At 43.6% G+C, this 24,556-nt stretch carries 21 protein-coding genes and 2 pseudogenes; 9 read left to right on the forward strand and 14 right to left on the reverse strand.

The window, feature by feature from the left end:
• Positions 1 to 54 precede the first annotated feature (54 nt).
• From A8L45_RS00365 to A8L45_RS00400, 7 genes are all read right to left on the reverse strand, one after another.
• Complete coding sequence (locus tag A8L45_RS00365; protein WP_068898050.1) at positions 55 to 2,274, reverse strand: esterase-like activity of phytase family protein; 2,220 nt, start codon at positions 2,272 to 2,274, stop codon at positions 55 to 57.
• 131 nt (positions 2,275 to 2,405) lie between these two features.
• Complete coding sequence (locus A8L45_RS00370; RefSeq protein WP_068898052.1) at positions 2,406 to 2,951, reverse strand: GNAT family N-acetyltransferase; 546 nt, start codon at positions 2,949 to 2,951, stop codon at positions 2,406 to 2,408.
• A 48-nt stretch (positions 2,952 to 2,999) separates the two neighbouring features.
• The gene (locus tag A8L45_RS00375) at positions 3,000 to 4,229 is read right to left on the reverse strand and encodes a sugar efflux transporter (RefSeq protein WP_139122262.1); all 1,230 of its coding nucleotides are present in this window, start codon (positions 4,227 to 4,229) and stop codon (positions 3,000 to 3,002) included.
• A 273-nt stretch (positions 4,230 to 4,502) separates the two neighbouring features.
• Positions 4,503 to 5,102, reverse strand: a complete 600-nt coding sequence (locus A8L45_RS00380; protein WP_139122263.1) for a rod shape-determining protein — start codon at positions 5,100 to 5,102, stop codon at positions 4,503 to 4,505.
• Positions 5,103 to 5,141: 39 nt separating this feature from the next.
• Positions 5,142 to 5,615 (reverse strand): RidA family protein, encoded by a 474-nt coding sequence (locus A8L45_RS00385; RefSeq protein WP_349266986.1) that lies wholly within the window; start codon positions 5,613 to 5,615, stop codon positions 5,142 to 5,144.
• Positions 5,616 to 5,875: 260 nt separating this feature from the next.
• Positions 5,876 to 6,430, reverse strand: coding sequence for a hypothetical protein (locus tag A8L45_RS00390; protein WP_068898059.1), 555 nt, complete (start codon positions 6,428 to 6,430; stop codon positions 5,876 to 5,878).
• A 356-nt stretch (positions 6,431 to 6,786) separates the two neighbouring features.
• On the reverse strand, positions 6,787 to 9,414 hold the full coding sequence (locus A8L45_RS00400; RefSeq protein ID WP_068898063.1) for a hypothetical protein: 2,628 nt from the start codon (positions 9,412 to 9,414) through the stop codon (positions 6,787 to 6,789).
• Positions 9,415 to 9,832: 418 nt separating this feature from the next.
• Here A8L45_RS00400 and A8L45_RS00405 point away from each other — a divergent pair.
• Positions 9,833 to 11,214 (forward strand): annotated as a pseudogene (locus A8L45_RS00405) (endonuclease/exonuclease/phosphatase family protein).
• Positions 11,215 to 11,365: 151 nt separating this feature from the next.
• Here A8L45_RS00405 and A8L45_RS00410 read toward each other — a convergent pair.
• Together A8L45_RS00410 and A8L45_RS00415 are read right to left on the reverse strand one after the other, a co-directional pair.
• Complete coding sequence (locus A8L45_RS00410) at positions 11,366 to 11,794, reverse strand: VOC family protein (protein WP_245680610.1); 429 nt, start codon at positions 11,792 to 11,794, stop codon at positions 11,366 to 11,368.
• A gap of 14 nt (positions 11,795 to 11,808) precedes the next feature.
• The gene (locus A8L45_RS00415; RefSeq protein ID WP_068898066.1) at positions 11,809 to 12,411 is read right to left on the reverse strand and encodes a glutathione S-transferase family protein; all 603 of its coding nucleotides are present in this window, start codon (positions 12,409 to 12,411) and stop codon (positions 11,809 to 11,811) included.
• 270 nt (positions 12,412 to 12,681) lie between these two features.
• On the opposite strand from A8L45_RS00415, the gene A8L45_RS00420 reads away from it, so the two are divergent.
• The gene (locus tag A8L45_RS00420; RefSeq protein ID WP_068898068.1) at positions 12,682 to 13,584 is read left to right on the forward strand and encodes a LysR family transcriptional regulator; all 903 of its coding nucleotides are present in this window, start codon (positions 12,682 to 12,684) and stop codon (positions 13,582 to 13,584) included.
• Positions 13,585 to 14,178: 594 nt separating this feature from the next.
• Here A8L45_RS00420 and A8L45_RS00425 read toward each other — a convergent pair.
• From A8L45_RS00425 to A8L45_RS00435, 4 genes are all read right to left on the reverse strand, one after another.
• On the reverse strand, positions 14,179 to 15,231 hold the full coding sequence (locus A8L45_RS00425) for a WD40 repeat domain-containing protein (RefSeq protein ID WP_068898070.1): 1,053 nt from the start codon (positions 15,229 to 15,231) through the stop codon (positions 14,179 to 14,181).
• Positions 15,216 to 16,187, reverse strand: coding sequence for a CobW family GTP-binding protein (locus A8L45_RS00430; RefSeq protein WP_068898072.1), 972 nt, complete (start codon positions 16,185 to 16,187; stop codon positions 15,216 to 15,218). The genes A8L45_RS00425 and A8L45_RS00430 overlap by 16 nt, the downstream gene beginning before the upstream one ends.
• Positions 16,184 to 16,378, reverse strand: a complete 195-nt coding sequence (locus A8L45_RS24320) for a hypothetical protein (RefSeq protein WP_175401863.1) — start codon at positions 16,376 to 16,378, stop codon at positions 16,184 to 16,186. The genes A8L45_RS00430 and A8L45_RS24320 overlap by 4 nt, the downstream gene beginning before the upstream one ends.
• A 362-nt stretch (positions 16,379 to 16,740) precedes the next feature.
• A complete protein-coding gene (locus A8L45_RS00435; protein WP_068898073.1) occupies positions 16,741 to 17,784 on the reverse strand; it encodes an alkene reductase in 1,044 nt (347 codons plus the stop codon).
• Positions 17,785 to 17,907: 123 nt separating this feature from the next.
• Here A8L45_RS00435 and A8L45_RS00440 point away from each other — a divergent pair, with 123 nt between their 5' ends.
• From A8L45_RS00440 to A8L45_RS00465, 7 genes and pseudogenes are all read left to right on the forward strand, one after another.
• The gene (locus tag A8L45_RS00440) at positions 17,908 to 18,489 is read left to right on the forward strand and encodes a TetR/AcrR family transcriptional regulator (RefSeq protein ID WP_068898479.1); all 582 of its coding nucleotides are present in this window, start codon (positions 17,908 to 17,910) and stop codon (positions 18,487 to 18,489) included.
• Positions 18,490 to 18,785: 296 nt separating this feature from the next.
• Entirely contained in the window at positions 18,786 to 19,997 is a 1,212-nt protein-coding gene (locus tag A8L45_RS00445; RefSeq protein WP_068898076.1) for an acyltransferase family protein, read from the forward strand.
• 352 nt (positions 19,998 to 20,349) lie between these two features.
• Positions 20,350 to 20,535, forward strand: a pseudogene (locus tag A8L45_RS23625) (Rid family hydrolase); the annotation flags it as partial.
• A gap of 38 nt (positions 20,536 to 20,573) precedes the next feature.
• Complete coding sequence (locus tag A8L45_RS00450; RefSeq protein ID WP_245680611.1) at positions 20,574 to 21,086, forward strand: GNAT family N-acetyltransferase; 513 nt, start codon at positions 20,574 to 20,576, stop codon at positions 21,084 to 21,086.
• A gap of 545 nt (positions 21,087 to 21,631) precedes the next feature.
• Positions 21,632 to 22,417: a 3-methyl-2-oxobutanoate hydroxymethyltransferase gene (panB, locus tag A8L45_RS00455; protein WP_068898080.1), complete on the forward strand. Its 786-nt coding sequence runs from the start codon at positions 21,632 to 21,634 to the stop codon at positions 22,415 to 22,417.
• A gap of 106 nt (positions 22,418 to 22,523) precedes the next feature.
• Complete coding sequence (locus A8L45_RS00460) at positions 22,524 to 23,126, forward strand: dienelactone hydrolase family protein (RefSeq protein WP_068898082.1); 603 nt, start codon at positions 22,524 to 22,526, stop codon at positions 23,124 to 23,126.
• A gap of 66 nt (positions 23,127 to 23,192) precedes the next feature.
• Positions 23,193 to 23,621, forward strand: a complete 429-nt coding sequence (locus A8L45_RS00465; protein WP_068898084.1) for an NUDIX hydrolase — start codon at positions 23,193 to 23,195, stop codon at positions 23,619 to 23,621.
• A 500-nt stretch (positions 23,622 to 24,121) separates the two neighbouring features.
• Here A8L45_RS00465 and A8L45_RS00470 read toward each other — a convergent pair whose 3' ends face one another.
• Positions 24,122 to 24,523 carry a helix-turn-helix domain-containing protein gene (locus A8L45_RS00470; protein ID WP_068898086.1) on the reverse strand — a complete coding sequence of 134 codons (402 nt, stop codon included), beginning with the start codon at positions 24,521 to 24,523 and terminating at the stop codon, positions 24,122 to 24,124.
• Positions 24,524 to 24,556: the final 33 nt, after the last annotated feature.

Raw genomic sequence — 24,556 nt, forward strand, 5'->3', positions numbered from 1 at the left:
GTTTTCCAATTAAAAAAGGCACCCAAGGTGCCTTTTTTAACATGGTCTATATTGCTATTTTGCCAGGCTGAACGACTGTCCATTCACACCCAGTTCGAAAAACAGGGTTTCGCCAGCACTGTCATCCACACCGTCGTTATCAGTCACCGCGAATGCTCGCCCATCTTTCGTGATAGCAAAGCCTTCGATTTTGTCAGTAACATAACCATTAGTGGATTTAAGGTCTGTCATGAAATCATACACAGTCTTCTTGGTAACAACTGGAAGCTCCTCCGTCAATGCGACAGGTTTCGCGTCTGCCAAATTGACTCGGGTAAGACGCTTAACTCTTGCATCCGCCCCCAACTGATTATCGCGCTCAATCAGATACAGTGCATCGCCATAAGCGGTGATCTCAGAGAGACCCACCCAGCCTTTGGTTGTCGGTTCTGTGGGATAACGAACCGCACTCCACTCTCGGGTTTTGATATTGTAACGCACCAGTTTAACCGTATCCTTTGGATCATCTTTCCAGCTGCGCTGAATCGCTACCCATAAGTTGTCGCCGACGCGGGTGATCCCCTCAGCACCATAACGTTTCTCAACCGCGAGTAATTCTGGTGGGAAGTTAACCGTCTGCGTAATGTTACCCTCTGCATCGGTGCGATAAAGCGCATGAGGAATACCTTTATCGGTGCGGCCCTCAGATGCCAACCAGAAGCCGCCATTTCCGTCAGTAGTGATACCTTCAAGATCGAGTTTTTTCGCAGGCTTACCATCACGCTTAACCACCAGCTGTTTGGTGATTTTTGCTGGTTTTGAGCTTGCATCAATCAGGAAAATAGATGGCTGACCTTTGTAGAAGCTATCGTTGACGGCGTAGAGGCGGTTAGCGTTATCTTGGTCTGCCACCAGTCCGGAAAGCGCTCCCCAGCCAATTGGCTTGCCATTCACCATAACAGATTGAATCTGCGGATATTGGTTTGTCGTTGCAGTCTGCTCAAACAGCATGACGTGTGCACGAGCACCGCCGTCTTCAATCAAATCTTTCTCATTGGCTGTCGCCAGCAGGTTACGACCCGGAATCGCGGCGGCTGATTCTGGCGAGATACCGGATGGTAGCAGTTGAACAAACTCAGGCGCTCCACCTGTATCACGGTAAACACCGACCAGTGACGCACGCTCTGAGAGAACAAAGATGTAGGTTTCACCGTTGAAGGTACCGATTTCAAGGCCTTCAGGCTCAATTCCCTTATTACCAGAACGCTTCTCTGGATAGTGCCCCGCCATTGCTGCGCGGTATTCAAAATCAAGACCCGATTCAAACAACACTTCGCCTTTTTTGTTGAAGATGGTGAAGCCGCGTGAACCGCCTTCGTAGTCACCTTCATTCGCCGTCACAAAGCGATCATTATCAAGCCATTTGACAGCATCTGGTTCGCGTTTTCTGTTTTCCTGCTGACCGTCGAATGTCAATGCACCCTCTTCCTCAACATCGACATTGTTTAGCGCGACAGCACCTGCTGAGAAGTGATTAAGCACTTTACCCGTATTGCCATCAACGATAGCGATGTGGTTATTTTCTTGCAGAGTAACAACGATTTCATTCAGGTTATTGATGGCAACAAACTCTGGCTCTGGATCCGTTGGAGCGATTTCTGCCAATCCACTGAACGAGATTTTTCGAACCGCATTGCAGTCCAGCATCCCATCTTGTAGGCCGACCAACGTAAGGTGACCTGCCGGATACTGAGGCAATACGCCATCGTTCAGATCCTCATCGCGCTCGTTTTCAATCGCAACAGCCACGAAACTGGCATCTTTTGCAATGGCAACAGAATCGGGCTGTCCACCGAGGTCACACCCCGCTAACTGTTGGCGTGTTTTCAGATCCCACTGGCCGATAATGCCGGAAGGCTGGGTGTAGCTTTCAGACGTGTTGACTGCCGAAATAACGGTGTGGTTCAGCACATCTACTGATGTCGGCTCTCCCTGCAACGCGATAAATCCGTCTGCTACTGGCTGTTTTGGATTGGTGATATTGATGATACCCAGTCCACCGAGAGGGCCATCTGAATACACCAGCGTATTACCTTCTTCGGTCGCTGCAATGATCTCAGCTGACGTCTCCGAATCCAGACTTTTATCTGCGGGTAAATTTGCGACTGTGCTGAACGAGCTGATGCGTTCAAAGCCAGCGGGTTGGGTTATGTCTGCGATAGCGCCTTGCGCAGCGACACTGCATGCTACAGCCAGGAATGTCATTCGTAACGTGCGGTGATGATTAACAGCCATTTGTCTCACTTCCTTGTATGAACTATATACAGAGGAGGCAATATTTCCCGGATAGTATGTAGATATGATGACTAAAAAATGTCAATAAAATGACTGTTGTTAAAATTAATTACTCCGTCGGTGATTTGTCGTTAACCTTTGAGGAATTCAATCAAGCGTCCGATGAATCTTGAGTGCTTTCGAAGGGGTAATGCCATTTTTTGACTAGTGACAACATCTCCACTTGGCAAATGATGAATCTGCCCCTCTTCTTCATATTTAAATCCAATCGATTCGTATAAAGAAATAGCCGTATCGTTTGATTTATACACCAAGAGAGAGATGGTCTGATAACCAAAGCGATGGCAGTCTTTTATCGCCGTTTCGATTAGCGTTCGGCCAATACCCAGCCCTCTATAATTCTTACTCACCATAATACCCAATACACCAGTCTTATCGGCATCCTCAGCATTCATACCGCACATAGAGCCGGGAAACACCTCAACACTGGCGATCAACTGATCCCTTTCATATATCACAAAGTTTGGGATACGCTCCTTCTCAACCCTCTCAATGGCTCTCAATAATCTCTCTTTGGGTGGCACATCGTTGCTGAGGTATTTACCTTCATGATAAACGTCTTTCCATAGACGAATAAAATTGTCGGTATCTGCCCTCGTTATTCTTTTAATTTCCATATCATCATTCTTTTTATTTGGGCGTCAGTCCCACTGAGCCCTCTTCTATCATGTGTATTCAGCTTTAAATACAATATTCTTTTGGCTGTAAAAATAGAAAATAGACAACATCACCAGAGCAAGGCTAACGGTGGTTAAGGAGACAAAAAAAGTATTTTTATATCCATAATATTGCGCCACTATCCCCATCACCGAACTCCCCAGCATTGATCCCGCTGACATGGCACTGAAGTAAATGGCTGATGATTTTCCGACATGATTGGGAGCGTGATCTTGTAGCAAGGAGACAGCAAGACCGACGAAGATGCCAAAAAATGCGCCGTTGAATAATTGAATAGCGGCAAATTGCCATACCTCGTTTGCGAACTGCAAAGAGATAAAAAAAGCCTGCCCAAAAACAAAACTAAGCATCAAGAGACGTACTTTGCCAACCCTCTGTGCCAGCCACCCAGCGAGGAGCATAATAGGTACTTCAAACGCGGCACCAATACCAATGAAAATACCCGGTAAGGTGGTTGGTAAACCGAGATCCTCAGTGAGATAAAGGGGCATGGCTGACATGTAAGACATTCTCGCTAAACTGGCAAGGAGAATGATGGCACCGAGATAATAGATCACCAGAGGTAAACGGCCCTTTTTTTCCTGTGAAGATTGGGCAGTCACCGCCCGATTGTCTTCAGGCAAATAACGCCAGGTGATAAAGAGTGCCAAGCACGCAAATAAAGCAGCAATGGTGAAGTTACTGCGGAAGCCAAGATAATCAATACAGAGAAAAGCAAGAGATGGGCCCACCACCATAAACAAAGAAACAGAAGACCTCATTTTTGACATGACTTGAGTGGTATTCTGCTCTGAGCGCTCAGCAAAGCTACGGATCATCGTCAGTAACAAGGTGATTGAAGATGAGCCTACTGACATCAACATAATGCCGGTAAGTACAGCTTGCCAAAATTCAGTGAGCACAGAAAAAGAGAGGGCTGCACAGACTAACGCGATCAGCGCTGTGATCATCAATTTTTTTTTCGACACACCTCTGTCAGCGAGTCCTCCCATCATATAACTCGCAATGATGGCAGCAGTGGCTGTTCCCACTGTGTAGACACCAATATACCCGGGTTCAATACCGAGTCCCTGAACCAAGAATAGGCTCATGACGGGAAGCATGAAAAAGTAGACAATAGCAGTGAGAATATTGACACTCAGATAAGTACCAGACTCACCCCGGAAGAACTCCATTGAAAGACGAATAGGTTTTGCTCCTAAAGCAAAATCTCCCACAAAAAAGTGCAAGAGACAAAAATCTCATCTCCATTTTCACTTCGAGGCAGTGCACTTTGTTAGCAAGAAAAGTAAAAGGCAGGATAAAAAACTCTCATTTTCACAATGTGAGGTACATCTTTTCGATGACAAAGCGGAAGTCAGTTAACATTCTTTTGCTGAGACAATGGCGATAGCCAGATTGTTCTTTGCCACATTCAATATTATCACGGCAAGAAACGAGTGAGCCCGCTACATTACCCGGGAATAGATGTGGCAGTGACTTTAAATGGGCTAACCCGCCACCCAGAAAAAAGCGACCAGAGCAACGGCATAAAGACCCAACAAGGCTGCCAGTGTACCCGCTACTTTTCTTCCTTGCGCCACATCTGATGCTTTATCTTTATTAACCTCTTTAAACAAAGAGGGGTAATGAAGGGTATCCGGTGATAACTCATCCCCCTCATAGATAAGGGTTTCACGGGCACCAGATTTTACGAAGAGCTCGTCCAACGCCGCTTTCTCGACCTCGGTCAGACCGCCTTCATTTTTTTCCATAGGATGAACGACCACAGCATAAGGAGAGACAAACAATCGGTACTTGCGCAGCGTATTGAAGCAGTGGCGAATGACTTTTTCCGCTCCATATGGCTCAGCAATGATAGTTCTTGGATGCGAAAATGGATTAACAATATCCAGAGCCTCGGCGTCTTGGGTATGGGCACTATCGCCCAGCGCGACAATCACTTTTCCCTTTTTACCATCGTCACGCAAGGCAATCAGCGGCATCTCGTCAAACACTTTTCCGGTAGAGCAGTGTATTGCCCTAAGTCTGTGTGGCCAGATTTGCACATAAACCACCGCTAACAAACGTCGTCTTATCCAATACTGCAAACAAATATCCTTATGTGCGTGTTGACTCCCCTATGCCTGTCAGATTTCTACACACTCAAAAATCGAATCAATGATGACAGGAAGGTTGCCCCTCAGCGAGTTGGCACCCAGCACAGAGCGGGCATGAATTCCCTTCGTACCAAATACCTCGACCATAAGATCTGAGCATCCATCAAGCACTTCGGGATGACGCTCAAAATCCTCAGTTGCATTGATGAAACCCTGAAGTTTCACCACTCGGGTGACCATTTCAAGTGTACCCAATTCTTGCTTTACCGCTGCCAAAATATCGAGACCTGTGGCACGAGCAAATTCATAGCCTTGCTCGACACTGAAATCACGCCCCACTTTCCCTTTGAGTGCTCCATTGATATCCATCGTGGGGCCCTTTCCAGAAATATAGAGCAAATTGCCGGTGCGGACACAATTTGTATAGCTCCCTTTTGGGTGTGACGCATTTGGTAATATCAAACCCATCTGACGCAATTTATCTTCTATTTCCATTGCTTTCATCACCCTTTAAACAGTCTGTTAGATTAGAATTGACGCACGGTTCAATTCTCATACTAACCGAGTGGTTTTGAAGTGATTAAAATAGAAATTACAGGTCTGGTCACAGAATTATCGAATTCGTCATCAATAAGAAACAATTCATTCGTTTACGCACTAGGCATGGTTAGTTTCTTGTTGGCCTTTATTCTGTAACATATGAATATAAAAAGGCCGTGAGATTCGAATTAAATCACACGACCTAATTTATTCGTTTAGAAAATTTACAAGACACGCAGGCATTTTTCGGGTGGTAAACTCAATAAGTTGTTGGCAAAGATTAGCTTTTCATCACGCCAACGCTTCGCGGACTCCGCACTGTCTTTTGACTGTCGGTCTGCATCAAAATAGCTGCGCTGTGGCATACCATCGGCAGGAGTCATCACCATAGACTGCTCATTAGCTCTCACAGTAAACAGAAACTGCCCTCTTTGTCCTGATTGTGCTGCTGGATGATGGAGCGTAGTGTCACAACAATAGCGCTTTTCACTTATTGCCCGGCATGTATATTCAAATGCGTCTTGCGTTCCTCTTCCGGGAAAGGAGGTATAAATACTGATTCCATCTCGCTGCAGTGGTCCATTTCCCGCACTGAGCTCAACGGCGTACTGCACTAACCTAAAGCCAAGCACCAATCCCCCAATGCTATTGATACCACTGAATTGAATAGCGCACTCCAGATCGAGTTTAAGCCGATATTCATCTTCATACAGATACAGCTCTGGACTCGCCCAGTCACTTCGAGGAAGAAGTAAGTCAGTGATGTCAGTGTGGTTCATTCAAGTCTCCGCGTCTTTTTAACAAAGTAGGAGAACCACTTTATATGAAGGAAAAAGAAAAAAAGGTGTCAGCACTTACATTTTTTCTCTACTTTTTAATTTTTAGTTGGCTATCGCTTAATATTCTCACTTCTTTTCTCATTATCTTTATTTTTTCAATAACAACGATAAATTTTTACAATAATAAGACAGTAATATATGTTAGAAGCATTAATGTTTTTTAGAAGCACCAATATTTGTTAAAAGCCTTAATATTATTAATGGTAATGTGCGTTTTCACTTGTTCACTGTTATGAGTGAAGTCATTTTCTGTCAACGAAAAACGTCAGGAACTATTTTTATAAATAGTATTATCGTTAAGGCTTATTACTGGCTATTTTGCTAGTGATCTGGTTGGTATGGTAATCGTGTCTTGATTGCCCCACTTCATTTGTTTCCTGGATGTATGCTTCTCTCTCCGCTTTCGCTTTTTCCTGATCCATCACATCGATCAATTTTTCATTCGTAGCAATCTCGTGTTCCAACATTCTTCTGCGTTGTAAGTCCTCAATAGCCTGATTTTCCTCCATTTGTCTGATTTCTTCTTCAAGACGTTGCTGATCACGAAGTAACTCTTCGGACCATTGAGCTCTCTCTCTTTCTATTTTCTCTATTAACGCGTTTTCATCCGACAGCATTTTGCTCTGTTTTTGCTCTATCTCACGTTCACGGGCAAGAAGTAGCCCGTCTGTATTTCCTTGTGCTTCTGCGAAATCCAAAACGAGTCGGTTAAATTCATCATCATCCTTTGTATTTTCAATCTTTTCTCTCAGTTCAGCCTCTCTGTTGTAAGCCTCATCGATTGTCTGTGGACCTGCAGAGTATGATTCAATTTCACCATTAAGATTACTCTCAGGTAACGACTCGTGTCCGGCATCGTTCTGGCTTTCAGCATGAGAAGTATCGACGCGAAGTACCTGTTCATTTTCACGGAAAACATTTACTTCAGACTCTACGTCTACCCTGTTCTGTATTTGTTGCTCACTCTCTTGATGAGGAATCTCTGTAGTATCCGGTCCGAAGTAAGATGAATCTTCAACAACGTGATTTAGCGAACCTTGTTCGACATACACAGGACTTGCTTGATTGTGCTCGACCGCACCGGGATGCGTAACAACAGTATCTGAAGGCCTTCCAGACTCAATATGCGGGTGACGAGTTGCTGCTCCACCAGATTCTTCAATATGAAGATCCTCTAGTGTGTTGGCTAATTCAATCTGTACTTCACTTTTAGCTTGTTCTATATGGTGAATTTGTATGCCGGAAACATCGCTGTCTCTGTCAATACTATTTCCCTCTTGTACAATCGCCTCCTCCTTCGCCTGTGCAGCAGAGTGAGCATCAAAGACGGGCGAATGTCTTTGCGTAACTATCTGAGGGTTGAGCCCGGTATCATCCGGATATTCGTCCGTTTGCCCTGCTGATTCTTTGATTGGTTTTTCCGTTGTTTGAGGAGTTGTGTAAATAGTTGTTGGCGTTGACGTATCTCCTACCCCCGGTGTTCCGGTATGTTTTGACTCAGTATCTGCCTGCGCAATGTGTACCTCAACCTGAGATTGTTCAACTGCATTTTTTGCAGCTTCCAGTGATGCTTCTGCATAAAATACTTCTTCAGTAGGTAGCCCTTCACCACTGTCGACGCTTGATTGGTACTGATGGGCTGCTTCAACTGCGGCTTTGTCAGCTTGATGTTGCGACTGGGGGGACAGAGAACGACCGGAAAGCATGCGTGGTTTAGGGGTTTCTCGCTCAGTGGTTTGCCCATCAGCATCAAATATAATGTTGTCTTTACCCTCTGTCAGCGGCACTTTATTTTTGCCTGTTGGCTTTATTTCTTTTGATGTCTCAGATGGCTCTCCTTCTTGGGTAGCAGGAATACCATCTGGCTGCCCAGTCTGCTTACTCTGCTCCCCGTCAATGTCCGTTTCCTTACTTTTATCTCCATTTGTTTTTACAGGTGTATCTCGCGAGGCTACCTGCTTTTCTCCTTCGTCATGTTTTTTTTCTTCACTAAGTGGCTTAGATTTGCTCTCCACATCAGTAGTATTTAGTGGCCCGTATTCTGAACGTAATTTATCTTCCTCAAGTTTATCTAGCATTCTCTTCGCATCTTTACCTTTGAACAGATTATTAAATTTATCTGTCGATGGGTCTCTGTATACATCAAGAATTTTCCTCACCAATGCCGTTTTTTCAAGTGTCTCGATTTTAAACTCACTACTGTCCAAAAATCTCGCTTTGACATCTTCCATTTCTTTGGGAAACATTTCTTCCAATTTTTCGTAGAACCCAACTTTTTTAGATGTGCCTCCATCCAGTCCTTTCAACAGTGCTCGATATACATGTCGCGCTATCGTAGACTTTTGCATCTTTTCAAGATTATTAGCATTACTCATATTGCTCATAATCTTTTCATCACTTTCACGTAGTTTTCTACCCGCTCGTTTTAGGGGTTTTTTTTCACCTTCACTTTTAATCTGATGGATATTATCTGGATTTTTATTACCACTATTGTTTTTTTGTTTTTTCTTATTGGAGTAATTAGACAACTCCCCACCTTTCAAATCCTTCAACTCTCCTTTACTATTTTCATCTTGTTTTTTTGTCGTAGAGATAAATACTTTATTACTACCCGTTTGATTATTTTTTTCTATATCTAAACCTGATGTTTTAACATCTTTAGATCTGTTGTCTTCTTTTCTATCACTAATAGTATTTGACGTAGTGTTTATGGTGGCTGGATTTGCTTTGGCATTACTCTCAACAGTCTTGCTTTGATATTGTATTTTATCACTCGGATCGACTGCAGGTCGGTATTTCAACGAACCTTTATCATTCACCGGATCAACGAATACAAATGATTTATTATCCAGCATTTTCCCTTTGTTTGTGCTATCAGGAGAAATATTATTATTTTCTAATTTTTTCTTTGACTCTACTGACATGCTATCCTCACAAAGTATACTCAGGGAAATTTTTACACACCTGCTATAAGATTATTATATTAAGAATAAACATCTCGTTTCATTTCTAAGAGCAAATATATTTTTAATGATAATTAAATTCAACTTATCGTTATAAAAAATTTATAAGTTTATTTAAAAAGAGCAACTCGATAGTAAAATATCTCTACCTAACATGTATTCACTATTATCGATAAATGATAGCGAAAACCCGATAGCGCATAACGAACAAAAATATGATTTGTATCGCATTTAATATGATGAATGACCCCATTGGTTCATTATTTTTGCATGATCTGTCTCGACAAACTCGCAAGGTGAAAAAGTTAAGTCATCACTGATAAAAATAGACTTTATATCGTCAGTGAGATCTATCAACGACGTGAATATGGGTATGACCATGAAAGGAAAAAAACATCTGCTCAGCCTGCTTATTAGCACAACGCTACTGGCAGGATGCGCTCAAACCACTGTAACAAAGAATAAAAATGTGCAGCCAGCCTTCACCGTTGCTGCCTACAATCTTTCATTTGATCGAGGTACCTTTTCTCAGCTTACAGATGAACTTGCCACAAGTCCCTCACAGCAACATCAGCTCGTTTTCGCTTTTCAGCAGGGCATGCTATCAGGTGATAACAAGCAACGCGCGGAGAAAATCATACAAATAAGAAATGTCGCTGCTGCGATTCAAGCCACTCGACCTCATGTTTTAATGATGAGTGAGTTTAATAATGATGGTACTGGTGACGATACTCAGGCACTGCGTAATTTTCAAAAAAACTACCTGTCTGTTGGTCAATTCAGTGATGGTCTGCTCGGCGGCGAACGCCTAGCCCCGCTTGCCTACCCATTTGGTGAGAGTTTTTCTACTAATACAGGACTCAACAGCGGCTATGATCTCGACAATAACGGTAAAGTCGCCCTCCCCGGTGATGCGTGGGGCTTCGGCTTTTATCACGGACAGTATGCCTTTGCCGTGTTGTCGCAGTTCGAAATTGATCGCGAGAATATTCGCACCTTCCAACAATTTAAATGGAAAGATTTACTAGGCGCACAAATCCCGACTATTACAAACTGTGATAGCGAGCGTTATTCAATCCCCGATGGCATGAAATGCGGCGATAACTGGTATAGCGATGAAGAGTGGCAACAAATGCGCCTGTCATCTAAAAACCATGTTGATGTGCCCGTCATTATCAGCACCAACGAAGGTGACAAAGCAGTTCATCTCTTAATGTCTCATCCCACCCCACCTGTTTTTGATACCGTCACCATTAATAACAAACTGCGAAACCGCGATGAAATAAAGTTTTGGCACGACTACATCGACGGAAAGCCTTATTTCTATGACGATAGCGGTAAAAATGGTGGACTTAGCGAAGGTGCAAACTTCGTTATCATGGGCGATTTAAATGCAGATCCAGATGCAGGTGACGGGTTTACGGAAACTATCGGTGCTCTGCTATCTCATCCCTCCGTCAACCAGCAGGCTACTACAGGGCAATTTGTCCCCACCAGTTCAGGCGCAGTCAGTGCTATGAAGGTAAAGAGTGTCGTACTGATAATCCTTACCCAGCTCGGGTAACCAGTACTTTTGGCCTTCGGGTTGACCATGTTATTCCATCAAACACTCTCACTATTACTAATTCTGGAGTTTTCTGGCCAGCACTTGGTGAACTAGGTCGCGGTCTGATGAATGATAAAACGGTAGGAAAGTACGGTGCAGGCAAAGATGTATCGTCTGATCACCGGATGGTCTGGATCAAAGCCAGCTTGAACTGATCACTATCAATACTGAAGTACTGAAGTACTGAAGAAAGTGTGGCCCCGTTAAATAACGGAGCCACACTTTCAAATGCTTCCCGTTTCAAACTAGCCTGGTTTTCGGTATTAATTGCTGATTTCACACACCGAGCTGTTTGAAGGTGATGTTTTATATACTGACTATTGGCTCTATATATTCGTTAAATTCCAGCACGTTGCCATCCGGATCCCGGATAAAACAGGCAATGCGGTTCGGTCCTATCTTCATTGGCCCCTCTGTTATGGTTATTGACGATTCATGACAAAACATCACGAAATGATTCATTGAGTCAACGACGAAAGCAACGTGAGTAATACCGGGCAGCTTGACCTGACTGTCTTGCAAAACGTTAAATGTTCTGGATGGATTGGGCTCTGCATTGAAGATAAGGTTAAGCGTAACACTGTAATCATTGATTAATTCAGCAGCATCATGTTCTGGCAACTCAGTTTCTATATTCATTCCAAGACCAGCATAAAAACGCAGTGCTTCTGACCGATCACTGACACGAATACCAACATGCTCATAGGACAGCACTTTGAATAGCTTACTCATCATCTGAGTCCTCTTCACTACGCTCGCTCAATACCTGACATGGCAATATAACCGTCGAGAACTTCCAACCGCCTGCACCAAGCAACCACAGCGCTGAATTCAGTCGTGGAAACGCCCCCCTGATGAGCCAGTGCTATGTATGGGTAGCACGCGATATCTGCTAACGTTGGCGCATTTCCAACTAACCAGCCGGTTGGTTCCAACGCCGCATCCAGAACGTTAAGTACCTCTTCCGCACTACCTCTTGCTTTCTCCACATCTACATCGACCGAAAAGAGATCATGCAGACGGGCATCATTGGGCCCTCGCGCGATTTCATTGCCAGAAAAAGATAACCATTGCATCACCTTTGCCTGCTCAAAGGCGACCTGAGGCCACCAATCCTCCAAGGCATGCTTCATCGCCAGATAGACAAGGATTGCCTGCGAGTCTCGAAGGATCAGTCCATGATCATCCAGCACCGGGATCTGCCCAAGCGGATTTAAACCAAGAAACGCTTCACGCTTGTGCTCACCGTTCAAGTAGTCGACTGGCACAATGTCGAGTGGGATATTATTGAGCGCACAGAAAAGTCTGACTTTGTAACAATTTCCCGATAACTCCAGATCGTACAGTTTCATCGCCGTCCTCCCGTCGGTGGCTTAACTGAAATAACTGTACCTGCTAACACGCTCCAAAACAGTCTGAATACTTGCCAATCAAAGCTGCAATTTTGCATCTCCCCCCGATATTCATCAGCAAAATACGAAACTCGCCACGGCAAAAACAAAAACGCTGACACACAATCTATCGAAAGTCGCAGACGATTGAGCGCTACATCCTCCCAATGAAGGATTGTCAGATAACGAATAATTTCTCAGGATAATTGTCTGAAGCAAAAGGAGATAAGGATGACGTCAAAGAAATTTGCCCATTTAAACTGGAATGACCTGAGAGTGTTCCATGCTTTTGCCAATACAGACTCTGTCAACAGTGCGTCAAGACATCTTGGGGTAGATAACTCGACAGTATCAAGACGTCTTTTGGCGCTCGAAAAGAGCATTGATACCATGCTGATCCGCAGAACAAGAAATGGCTATAAACTGACAGGTGACGGTATTCAGTTGAAGTCACTGGTGCAGGAGATGACTGACGGCGTAGAGAACATTCAGCAGTGGTTAAAAGAAAAACAGACTACCTTATCCGGCTCTGTGTCAATTAGTTGCTGTGATATCTCGCTACCCCGTTTGTCTCTGCTTATCAGGCACTTTCAGGCCAAATATCCCAGCGTCAAATTCACCATTCACGCCACCGCCCGGCTGGCAAATATGGGGGCAAATGGTGTTGATCTCGCGATAAGAGCAACAAACCACCCGGATGACAGTCTGGTGGGTATCTGTCTCGAGCATTTTTCGTTTGCATTAGCTGCCCCATCGTCTGCCACACATCAGGATTTACTGCCATGGGTAGGTCTGAATGACGGCCAGCAAACCCTTCCCTCTGAACGCTGGCAAGGCCTAGAAAAGTTACGCTGTCACTCTACGTTGTCAACAGACAGCTACCTGAACGTGGCACAGTTAATTGCAAATGGTAATGGAATAGGACTTATCCCCGAATTCATTGTTCGTGGCGACCCGCTTTTACAACGTTTCCCCACACAGTCACCGCTACCAGAATGGCAACTCTGGTTACTGTTTCAACCTCAGTTGAGAAAAAGCCCTGTAATGCGGACATTTTGTGACTTCCTCAAAGTCAACTGGCAAGTAACCCACTCAACGCTTAATGAAGAACTTTCACCTTCGCCTGCGTGCTAGTGATGCTGCCAATTTGAGGGGATGCAAACCATGGCAATGATGCATGTCAAAATGTCTGAGCTATTTGACATCACTCACTGGCGAGAGTGAAAGAAGAATACCAAGTTTAAACGCTGCTGACGGGCATTTAAATGTTCAGGGTACCTGGTGAGAAATATCCCCGCTTAGGTTAGGAAGGCCATATTTAGGACAAATCTCACCAGGTGTGCCGAGGCAGCAAGCGAAGGTTGCTTCGACGAAACCCACACTAATGTAATCGTTTGCACTCGTCTTTTTTTCTAGGCATTATTGCGATAAGGCCTTTAGGTCAACACCTTGTTTCAACAGCTGATTTCACACAAACTGGGGCACTAGACGAAGAAAATGGCTGATACAGAGCCCGCTATCGAGATACGAGTAGGTCATTTGGATCGGGCGAACATTCACTTACAGTTGGGCTAAACCATTTTTGGGTGCTCTGATACCGCGAAAGATTACTACTCGGAGCATAATTGCATTCAGCAAGCGAAGCGTTAAAAATGCGGGACTAAAACCTTTTCCTTCCCGGGAAGAAATTGAGGAGCGTATGAAAAGAACGCCCCCTAAGCCCTCATCTCAGGCGTATAATGATGACCACAGTACTTGACCGCTGGCATCGCCAATAAATATATGTGAGCGTGATTCTGTTACCGCCATCGCAGTGACCTCAGCGTCGTTAGGTCGTCTGAGTATAAGTGCATCAGAGTCGACTAACAGTTCAGCCAGAAGCACTGCTCCATCATGGAACCCGACAAACAGCGCTTCTTCACCGGGTAAGTCCTGAACTACAGTGACACGTTTTTCACCACGGTGAGAAACACAGATTGGCGAACGACGCATCGGCCCGTTCTCGCCATCAAATGGCCAACATATAGCTTCGCTGGCACCAGACGTCGCGAGGTGCGGTTTATCGCCAACCCAGGCAAAACTCTTCACCTTGGTTGGATAGCCAGACATTTCGAGATCTCCCCGGTCAAGCATGCGCCATACATGAACGGCCATTTCTTGCATGGCAGTGACGATAAATTTACCGTCCGGGCTAAAGTTCACCTCGCCATGCGAACCTTTCCACTCTAATTTTGATGATGTCCACTTATCTGCCTTATAGTTCCAGAGTGTCACACCGCCGTAATGCGAAACGGCCAAGGATTTTTGCTCAACATTAACGGCAAGACCACCAACTGTACTCTCATGTTCCAGTGACTTGACAGCCTTTCCTCCTGACCAGACATGCACAGTTCGACCGGAAGAACAGGCGTATAGTCCTTCTGCAGCCGTCACACAGTCGACCCATTTACTGCCAAAGTTCGCGATCTCTTCCACTGTCCCGTCAGGTGATACTCGTAGGAAGCGTCCATCCTCTCCGCCAGTCAGCACATCAGATCCGTTTGCAACCAGACAGAGAATAACCCCCTTGTGAGCACCAACAGAAACGGGCGGCTTGTCTCCTTCAAAAAAGCGGACCTTACCATCACCAAATCCTACAGCGACACGATCGCCGACAGCAACGGCACCCGTAACAGGTGCACCCATATCAAAGCTTTTTCCGCGTCGCTCCAGCTCAGTTTCCTCAAATTCAGGTGGAATGGGAACATCTGCCCACATGTCTGAGTCTACTGTACCTTGCATGCTTCAAACCCTTCCTTCAATCCCATACTATTCAAGTTGCGTCCAATGAATACCACCCGCGAATTTCGCGGTTTCCCCTCCGGCCATTCCCCCATTGATGCACCGTCCATCAGCATGTGGACCCCTTGAAAGACATAACGGTCATTGCGACCCGCAAAATCAAGAATGCCTTTGGACCTCAGAATATCCTGGCCTCGGGTTTGTAAAAGTTGGCCGAACCAAATCCGAAACTTTTCGATATCAAGTTGCGTCTCTGTAGAAAAAGAAAGGCTGGTGACATCATCGTCATGCTCATGAGCATGATCTGACTCCAAGAAATCGGGCTCTACTTCCAGCACACGATCTAACGTGAATGCGTTCAATCCGATAATTTCGTCCAATGGCGCATCACAACGGGCTGTTCTGATCACTCTGGCATAAGGATTAACTTTTTTGATGTGGGTTTCAGCGTTTTTTACGCTCTCTTCTTTGGCGACATCTGTCTTGTTCAGCAGAACAACATCAGCGAATGCGAGTTGCTCCTCGGCTTCATGATGTTCAGATAACTGCGCCTCTAAGTGAACGGCATCAGCGACGGTGACAATGGCATCGAGCTTGGTTCGGTCTGCCACTTCTTGGTCGACAAAGAAAGTTTGAATAACAGGTGCAGGATCAGCAAGACCTGTTGTTTCTACGATAATCGCATCAAGTTGGTCCGCGCGCTTCATCAAACCGCTGAGAATACGAATCAAGTCGCCACGCACTGTGCAGCAAATACATCCGTTATTCATTTCAAAGACTTCTTCATCAGCATCAACAACCAAGTCGTTATCAATGCCCTCTTCACCAAACTCGTTGACAATGACTGCATAACGGCGGCCATGGCGCTCTGTCAGGATGCGGTTAAGAAGCGTTGTTTTTCCAGCACCGAGAAATCCAGTCAATACTGTTACAGGAACTTGCGTGGGTTGACTCATACTATTTCCTTTCTCAAACGTTGATCTCCGTGTTCACCACAAGTGCTCTTGAGGAACATTGATCGTTGAATAACATTGATCTCTGAATAACATCGATCTCTGAATAACAAGGTATTAGACATTTCGCTCAGACTGATTGGTAATGCACCGCAGAACATCAGCGCCGGATCACCCCGCTTCCGTATGGCCATCTTTATGTCTGTTTATGTGATGATTTATATTAGTCACTCTCAATATTTAGGTACCCAATCTGCTAAGCCCTTTTGATAAATCGAGCTTTTTACAGGATGCGATTACCGCTTCTCCAAAGAGTAATTTATAAACAATTACCAAACCGTCCAACCAAATGCAATGTTATAACATTACATTTGGTTGGACGGTGTCAAAAAAGCTTCAAGCATCTAATTCGTCAGGATCTGGCTAATTGAGAAGGGGAAGACAAGATGAGGAGGAGGAAGGGATAGAACATAGAAAACTGGGTCCACGTTTATCAAGACCCAGTGAGTAATAAGGAAAAGATCGTCCTGTTATTGTCTCTTAATGTATCGGTCAGTTAAATGAGTTCTGCTAACATCTCTTCACTGTAAGCTTTAACTGGCTGGCCGGATTTTACTCTTTCAATGTAATCAGGATTGGCGATGAATGGCCGACCAATAGCCACTAAATCAAACCTGTTATTCGAAATAGCGGCCTCGCCAGTCTCTGCGCTATAACCACCCACACCCATAAGAGTTTTCGTGTAATTGCGGCGAACGAAGTCCGTTGCATTACCGTCTAAGTAATCAAACTCCATCGTGTCATCAAACAAACCAATATGAAGATAAGCAAGATCTCGCGTTTGCAGTTCACTCAACAAATACTCAAACACTTGCCTGTCCCTTGGGTCACCCTCTAACAGAAAATAGGCCCCAGGAGAAATACGCAAGGCGGTCCGCTCCATACCAATTCTATCTGCAACAGCATCTACGACTTCGAGTGGAAAACGAGTCATGTTCTCGGCTGAGCCGCCGTACTCATCTTCACGAGTGTTTACGTTGTAATGCATAAACTGGTCGAGCAGATACCCATTCGCACCGTGAAGTTCGATACCGTCGAAGCCTGCTTCAACGGCATTTTCTGCTGCCTGCGCGTAGTCTTTGACCAGTTGTGCAATGTCTTGTTTTGTGGCTGGCTTTGGTGTGACATAGCTGAGCTCACGCATACGCGGCACTGTACCTTCCAGCCTTTCAGCAGAAGCACCCAAGGCAAATTCACCTTTCCAGAAATGCGGATGAGCAACCCGACCTGTATGCCAAAGCTGAGCAAAGATCTTACCGCCATTTTTATGAACAGCGTCAGTCACTTTTCTCCAGCCGGCGATTTGTTCTTGAGTGAAAAGCCCGGGAGTATTGGGATAACCCTGTCCATCAGGGCGAATGATTGCAGCTTCAGAAATAATTAAACCAGCATCAGCACGACGTGCGTAGTAGTCAGCCATTTGCTGAGTAGGCACAAGACTATCATCTGCCATACACCGTGTAAGCGGTGCCATCGCGATACGATTATTTAAGGTAATTTTCTCATTAAGAACGAAAGGCTGGAATAATTTATCGGTCATTTTCTGCATCTCTAACTTGAATGGATGTTCAAAATAGACATATTTGAACAATCATTCAACTATTTTTTTGAACAAGAATTCGAGATTGATTACAATGTCGAAAAATTATCGAAGAGATCACTCATGCGCACAGCAGAATTTGACCGGGAGCAGGTCTTAAGGGCAGCAATCAAAGCTTTTATCACCAAGGGCTACAACAAAACCAGCATGCAAGATCTCAAGCAAGCAACGGGGCTACATCCCGGTTCTATTTACTGCGCATTTGATAATAAGCAAGGTCTACTTCTCGCTGCCCTTCAGCAGTACAACAAAGATAAAGCGGAATTATTCCAAAAATACTTTACCGGTAATCCAACAGTGCTAGATGGCGTGCGTCGTTATTTAGAATGTACCGTTCAGGAATGTGCTGGAATGGGCGCGGAAAGAGTCTGTTTATCCCAAAAAGCTCTGAGTGAGTTAGCACTACAAGCTCCGGATGTTGAACAATTCATTAATGAGGGTATCCGAGACTGGCAGCAAGGGTTTGCCAATGTTTTTCAACAAGCATTGGAGCAAGGTGAAATAAATGGAGAGCGCTCACCTATGCAAAGGGCACAAAGCTTGGTCATGGGCATCTATGGCTTGCGTTCTTATGCCAACACAGACCCAGAAGAAGGAGTGCTAGCCGAATTAGCGTCGCAGCTTTTTAAGGATGTTTGCCGCTAAATACGGAAAATAATCAGATCCTGAGAGTATCCGAAATGCTACATTGTCGAACAGAGTGTAGTCTCGGTACTCGTCGATACTCTGCGTAGTCTGATATCAAATCGTTTCCTTTAATCCTCAAGAATATTTCTATTTCGTTCTTTGCTTAACCTTCATTTTTATGAAATACCAACAAGTAATTATTAATTTGACGTGTATATGATCGCAAATATTATCACTTCATTATTGTGTAAAAAATAAGCTAATTATATTAGCCAAACTGTAATTATTTTTATGACAGCTGAGCGGAGAGTGACATGGAGCAGGGTACTAACTCAGAAAGGCGATATGATTTAGATTGGCTACGCGTGATATTATTTGGATTACTTATTTTTTATCATGTAGGAATGTTTTATACTTCCTGGGACTGGCATGTAAAAAGTATTTATGCCAGTGAGAGCATTGAACCTCTGATGAAATTAATGAATCCCTGGAGACTCTCATTTCTATTTTTAATTTCTGGTTTTGCAATAAGATATGCGATTGATAAACAGAAATTAATTAAATTCACAGTCAAAAGATCTATATTACTTCTTGTACCAATTATTTTTTGTATACATACGATTATTGCTCCACAATCATGGCTTGAGTTATTAGAAAATGGAGAGATAGCGTCCGGTTTCTGGGAATTTTATCCACAATACTTAGAGGGCAGCATTGATAAATATTCAATCATAATTCCAACTTGGAATCACCTATGGTACGTCGTTTATCTATTTGTTTATACCTTATTATTGATACCTGTGGCATGGCCTTTATCTTCGCTAATGAATGGTTATGGCAAAAAGGTAATGAGGAAATGTCTTGATAGTCGGTTAGGTGTTTTATGGGTTATGCTTATCCCTATCATTCCATTCTTCATCTCTAAACTTATTCTAAAACCCATCTATCCATCTACACATGCACTTGTTGATGATTGGGCCAACCACTCACTGTATTTCAGTATTTTTATTTTTGGCTTTTGTGTTGCCAAAGATACTTATTTTTGGAAATCCATATATAAATCATTAGCTCCAGCTCTGACACTGGCTTTAAGTCTCGCAACGGTTTCATGTGTTGTATGGTATTTGGAAAGTCAAAATTATTGGTCATATTCTTATGATATTACAGAGTTTTTATCAGAAAGGATGCGAAAAACCGCATATGCATGGTTTTCAATTGTCGCTTTACTATCATTAGCACAGCGTTGGTTAAACAAACCAAGTAAGACACTCTCTTATATGACGGAAGCTATCTTCCCCTGGTATATTCTGCATCAGACATTAATAGTAATGATTGGATTTTGGTTAACGAGACAAGGCTTATCTGTCTATGTTGAGTCAAGCATACTTATCGTATTAACATTTATCAGCTGTTTTTTGATTAATGAATACTGCATAAGACGCTGGAACTGGATTCGTCCATTATTTGGATTGAAGATAAACAAAAAGGAAAAATATACTCAATATCATAACCAGTCTGCAAAGTGAAAATAGAATAATAAACCTTTAAGCCTGCGTTTTTTAAAAGTAACGCAGGCTTAAATTAGAAAAAATATTGATATATAAATAAATTTATCAGTGTGATTTTTCTTACCTAGCAGTCAGTTATAACACCAGCATTTCTTAGACCTACCTCTCAATAAATCAACCTTTTGTTTAAGGTTATTTTGTTATTCTGAAGGATATGATTCATAAGAATTTCCTCCCCTCGAAATGAAAAAATAATACCAACCTGAGGTAGTGATATATCCATGATACCTATAACGGTAGAATTAAAATTCTAAGGGAAAAAGAATAACGTGAAGGATAGTTTTCATAGGGAGTATCCAGTGATAGACCGAAAACGCGGATCGTATCTGCTCAGGTATATATAGACGACATTACTCAAAAACCTTTAATGGATAAGGTCTGGTGTGAATGGATGGGCAATGATCCGCAACATTGGCCACAAAGGGCATGTTTAGGAGTGGACTTGGAAGGAGATGTATTAGTTGAAATCACGGTTACAGCAGTACGTCCAGTATAAAGCAGACTTTCATTTTACATATGGCTAGGGAGTCTAGATTGGCAGAATTCGCTTGCCAGTTTCAGTGTGAACTTTTTTTATTTTCACCGATACCCACAGATGACGGTGTTGAGCTGTTTCATGCGGTCAGTCACCACAAATTTCCACGCGCTTTGCCACTGGCTGTCATTACCAGCGTTGATGAGGCTGAATACTGGTGTAAAAACAGAGTCAAAGAGTGGCATTCTGGCGAGTGTTTTGTATGGACATGTCGTCGCTTAGGTGAAGAAAAAACCATAGGTCAGGTGACATTGCTACCGCAGTCAGGTGGGCTTGCACTCGCCTATTGGGTAAATCCCAAAAGCTGGGGACAGGGTCTGGCGACTCACATGTGCCAGTCGCTCATTTCTCACCTTGGTCAGTCAGGCTATAAAGGGCAAATTAAAGCTGGTGTGCATGATTGGAACTTACGTAGCGAGTCTGTCCTTTGTAAGCTTGGCTTCACGCAAAAGTCAGTATCAGATTCACCTGATACGAAGACTTTTACGCTGTTTGTTAACTCGTTAGAGTAAACAATACAGCCTTTTTAGATGATCTAACTGTGTTACGTGACACCACTGCAGGGATAGAAACATCTTCGGTGCTGGTCGGGCTCACACCAACGACGAATAGAACGCAAGTGTCGAGGTTGGCTCTCTTCAACTAGGTTTTAAACTCTTCGAGAAAAGCCACCCGACCACTCACTGAAAATGTTAAATCCGCTTTTAGGCACAGTAGTATTTATATAAGTATTTATCGCGTTAGAATGCGATGTACTTCAGCCATCATCAATATCAAATTTGTTAATACCTCACACGTTCTCATGTAGCCTGTACGGTGTTCATTGCAACAGTAATCTCTGGATGAGCGTGAAGACGTATTTGATCACATGAAACTTAGTATCTGATTCTGAGCCATATAGGGCGAGATACCGTGAGTCATTGCTGAAATTATATTTACTATGCGCTGACATATGATATTGACATTGGAAACAGGTGACGCAGTCACGGTACATGAGTCAAATCAATTTTATGCTAATGTAGTGGCTTTGGCTTTTCTGGATGCAAGGAGAGATTAAATGAAGATGTTGCCAAAAGATCTGTCAGAGATGAAAGGGAAAAAGCCAATCACCATGCTGACAGCTTATACCTGCCCGGTCGCGAGGGAAATCGAGAAGGCGGGCGTGCCTGTAATCCTCGTTGGTGACACTGTGGGCATGGTAGAAATGGGGTTTGATAGCACCAGAGACGTCACCATCGAGCATATGGAATACCATATCGGTGCGGTAAGACGGGGGGCACCTGATACCCATATTATTGGCGATCTTCCGTATCTTACAGATAAAGATCCAAATACTGCTCTTGTCAGTGCCAAACGTCTTTTGGCTGCCGGTGCAGATAGCATCAAACTCGAAGGCCCAAAGCTGGATGTTATTGCTCACCTTGTTGCTAACGATATCGCTGTAGTCGGCCATACAGGCCTTACGCCACAAACCGCCAAGAGCTTTAAAAAGGTCGGTGGCACCAGCAGCGAGGCGCAACGGATCATGGATGAGGCAAAAGACATTGAGCATGCTGGTGCATTCATGATTGTGTTTGAGCACATTCCTTATTCACTCGCCAATACGATGACCAGTTCATTAGCTGTTCCATCAATAGGTATTGGTGCTGGGCCAGACTGTGACGGTCAGGTATTGGTCATTAATGACGCGCTCGGTTTAGGGGACTACTGGCCTCCTTTCTCGAAGCAGTATGCCCATGCCAGCCAGACAATTTTTGACGTAGCCAAAGCCTTTACCTCGGAAGTTGAATCAATGGAATTTCCCAACAACATCATCAAACTCACTGGTACTGACAAGCGCTAATAGTATTTTCCAGTCCTTCTGAACATCGCGAGGGCTGGACTTTCTCCACTCTTCTTTTACGTTTCTGTCCCATCTACTTAGAGACGGACAATAGCCTCAGGTATATATGAATATCTTATTGATCACTGACATCTTTGGTGTTTGTGAATCCACCGATAACATTTATCGGTTTCTGAATAACGATGGTCACCACACCCATATTGTTGATCCTTATCAAGCTGTTCGACATGCATTTGCGTCTGAAGATGATGCATATAGAGCCTTTATCAGCCAATGTGGTCATGACACCTATTTTTCACTGAGCGCAGAGGCAGTGAGTCAGACTCAGCCACACATGGTAATTGGGTTTAGCGCAGGCGCCAATGTTGCGTGGCGGCTTTCAGGAAACATAAAAAATAATGAAAGACACTTTGTCTGCTTTTATCCGTCGCGGATATACAAATATTTACAACAGGATCTGATGACGGTGACTGACCTTGTGTTACCCTTTTATGAGCCATCATTCGATGTGGTGGAGATCGCCAACGTACTCAAAAATAAAGATCAGGTCAGACAGCACATTACACCTTTCTCACATGGTTTTATGAATCAAAGATCAGTAGCCTACGACTCAGAGGCAGCAAACTTTGGCCTACGTGTGATCAAAGACGCAATTGAGGCTCATACAGCATCGGGCATATTCATTGAGCAGACCAAGGAAAGTAGCTAGAGGGCAGTTGTATGGTGAATATCAATCCACAGAATATAAAGTGCACGAAGACAACAACAAGCAAAAATGATTGATCAGACAAAACTCAAAGAAAGAAAACTCAAAGTATGTCCCGTCGTCTCTCGCGAGATGAATGGAGAAACGGAAGTTCTGGCATTTTGTCATCCATTGGCTGGTAAACAATTGGTCAAGGGGACTATTGAAATTGCAGAGTCTCCCTCCGATGCTGCTATCAGGGAACTTTACGAAGAATCTGGGGTGACCGTTATTGGCGCACCTCGCTTTCTTTGCCATTGGCACGCCGTACATCAAAATCAAGAATGGTACTTTTACCACTGTCAGACTGAGAAATTAGTAGGGTCATGGCAGCACTTTACCAATGATGACGGAGGGCATCACTTTGCCTTTTTCTGGCACCGACTAAAGCAACTACCCGACTCGGACTGGCATCCCGTTTTTAGAGATGCACTGGCAGAGATAGCCAAGCACTTTTAAATATCGCCATCAAGCATGTATTTACTAATCGATGCTGCGTACAGTTTTCCACGTTTGCGTTTCTGAACAAACAGACAGCAATCGTGAGTGATAACAGATATAAATAAAAGGGGTATCAATCATATCAATGATTAAACCTAGAATACAGATAAAAGAAAGTACCATACGAAATTATTACAAATGGTTACAATTAAATTTAATATTTAAATACTGGGTAATTATTCAAGTCACTTTTAAAGAACAAATTATACGCAATCATACTTAGCTATATTCAACAACGAACATTCAGACAGTAATGTGTTATTTTGTTGATTTAGTGAACAGGGCTATTGATATGTTATTTGAAAGGGTAGATTTGAATTTATGCAAACAATAAATGATACATGGCTTTTATCTTGACTGTATAGACGCAGTGAAGTACTGGCTCACATCAAGTAACGACCTAAACAGTCAACTTTTGTCGCCAGCAACCTCATCAATCATCAAATACTGTTTTGGCTTCACTCCGCTGAGCAGGTCTCAAGTTCTGGTTTGCTCGAAGACGTATGGTTCAGCATCAGTGATGCCATGGCAGAGCTGGTTCTGAGAAGCTCCGCCCTTACCTCTTCAGGCAATCGAGAGATCACAGTCAGAAACTCTATCACATGCATGCTTTCAGTTATTTTTTCAAACTCCTGGCTACTGGGCATTTCTTCAATAAACCAAGATAAGGGTAAGTTCGTCAGCTCAGCAATTTTTCTAAGCATTGTCACTCTCACCTCTGTCTTGCCACTTTCAGCATCTAAATAGGTTTGCCTCGAAATTTTAAGATTTTCAGCCATAAAAATCTGTGTTTTACCTGAACGTTTTCTTGCAATTTTGATTTTTTTAGAAATGTCATTTCTATATTTATTATCATCCATTAAATAACTCCCATTAAATAAATATGCTTTTTG

This window comes from Veronia pacifica (assembly GCF_001707825.1).
Taxonomy (GTDB): Bacteria; Pseudomonadota; Gammaproteobacteria; order Enterobacterales; family Vibrionaceae; genus Veronia; species Veronia pacifica.

What these genes read in the sequence shown, in the direction of transcription:
- A8L45_RS00430 (WP_068898072.1), bottom strand. Translation starts at nt 16,187, where the DNA reads ATGAGTCAACCCACGCAAGTTCCTGTAACAGTATTGACTGGATTTCTC.
- A8L45_RS00470 (WP_068898086.1), bottom strand. Translation starts at nt 24,523, where the DNA reads ATGGATGATAATAAATATAGAAATGACATTTCTAAAAAAATCAAAATT.
- A8L45_RS24320 (WP_175401863.1), bottom strand. Translation starts at nt 16,378, where the DNA reads ATGGCCATACGGAAGCGGGGTGATCCGGCGCTGATGTTCTGCGGTGCA.
- A8L45_RS00420 (WP_068898068.1), top strand. Translation starts at nt 12,682, where the DNA reads ATGACGTCAAAGAAATTTGCCCATTTAAACTGGAATGACCTGAGAGTG.
- A8L45_RS00370 (WP_068898052.1), bottom strand. Translation starts at nt 2,951, where the DNA reads ATGGAAATTAAAAGAATAACGAGGGCAGATACCGACAATTTTATTCGT.
- panB (WP_068898080.1), top strand. Translation starts at nt 21,632, where the DNA reads ATGAAGATGTTGCCAAAAGATCTGTCAGAGATGAAAGGGAAAAAGCCA.
- A8L45_RS00465 (WP_068898084.1), top strand. Translation starts at nt 23,193, where the DNA reads ATGATTGATCAGACAAAACTCAAAGAAAGAAAACTCAAAGTATGTCCC.
- A8L45_RS00445 (WP_068898076.1), top strand. Translation starts at nt 18,786, where the DNA reads ATGGAGCAGGGTACTAACTCAGAAAGGCGATATGATTTAGATTGGCTA.
- A8L45_RS00385 (WP_349266986.1), bottom strand. Translation starts at nt 5,615, where the DNA reads ATGAAAGCAATGGAAATAGAAGATAAATTGCGTCAGATGGGTTTGATA.
- A8L45_RS00415 (WP_068898066.1), bottom strand. Translation starts at nt 12,411, where the DNA reads ATGAAACTGTACGATCTGGAGTTATCGGGAAATTGTTACAAAGTCAGA.
- A8L45_RS00440 (WP_068898479.1), top strand. Translation starts at nt 17,908, where the DNA reads ATGCGCACAGCAGAATTTGACCGGGAGCAGGTCTTAAGGGCAGCAATC.
- A8L45_RS00425 (WP_068898070.1), bottom strand. Translation starts at nt 15,231, where the DNA reads ATGCAAGGTACAGTAGACTCAGACATGTGGGCAGATGTTCCCATTCCA.
- A8L45_RS00435 (WP_068898073.1), bottom strand. Translation starts at nt 17,784, where the DNA reads ATGACCGATAAATTATTCCAGCCTTTCGTTCTTAATGAGAAAATTACC.
- A8L45_RS00460 (WP_068898082.1), top strand. Translation starts at nt 22,524, where the DNA reads ATGAATATCTTATTGATCACTGACATCTTTGGTGTTTGTGAATCCACC.
- A8L45_RS00365 (WP_068898050.1), bottom strand. Translation starts at nt 2,274, where the DNA reads ATGGCTGTTAATCATCACCGCACGTTACGAATGACATTCCTGGCTGTA.
- A8L45_RS00410 (WP_245680610.1), bottom strand. Translation starts at nt 11,794, where the DNA reads ATGATGAGTAAGCTATTCAAAGTGCTGTCCTATGAGCATGTTGGTATT.
- A8L45_RS00400 (WP_068898063.1), bottom strand. Translation starts at nt 9,414, where the DNA reads ATGTCAGTAGAGTCAAAGAAAAAATTAGAAAATAATAATATTTCTCCT.
- A8L45_RS00390 (WP_068898059.1), bottom strand. Translation starts at nt 6,430, where the DNA reads ATGAACCACACTGACATCACTGACTTACTTCTTCCTCGAAGTGACTGG.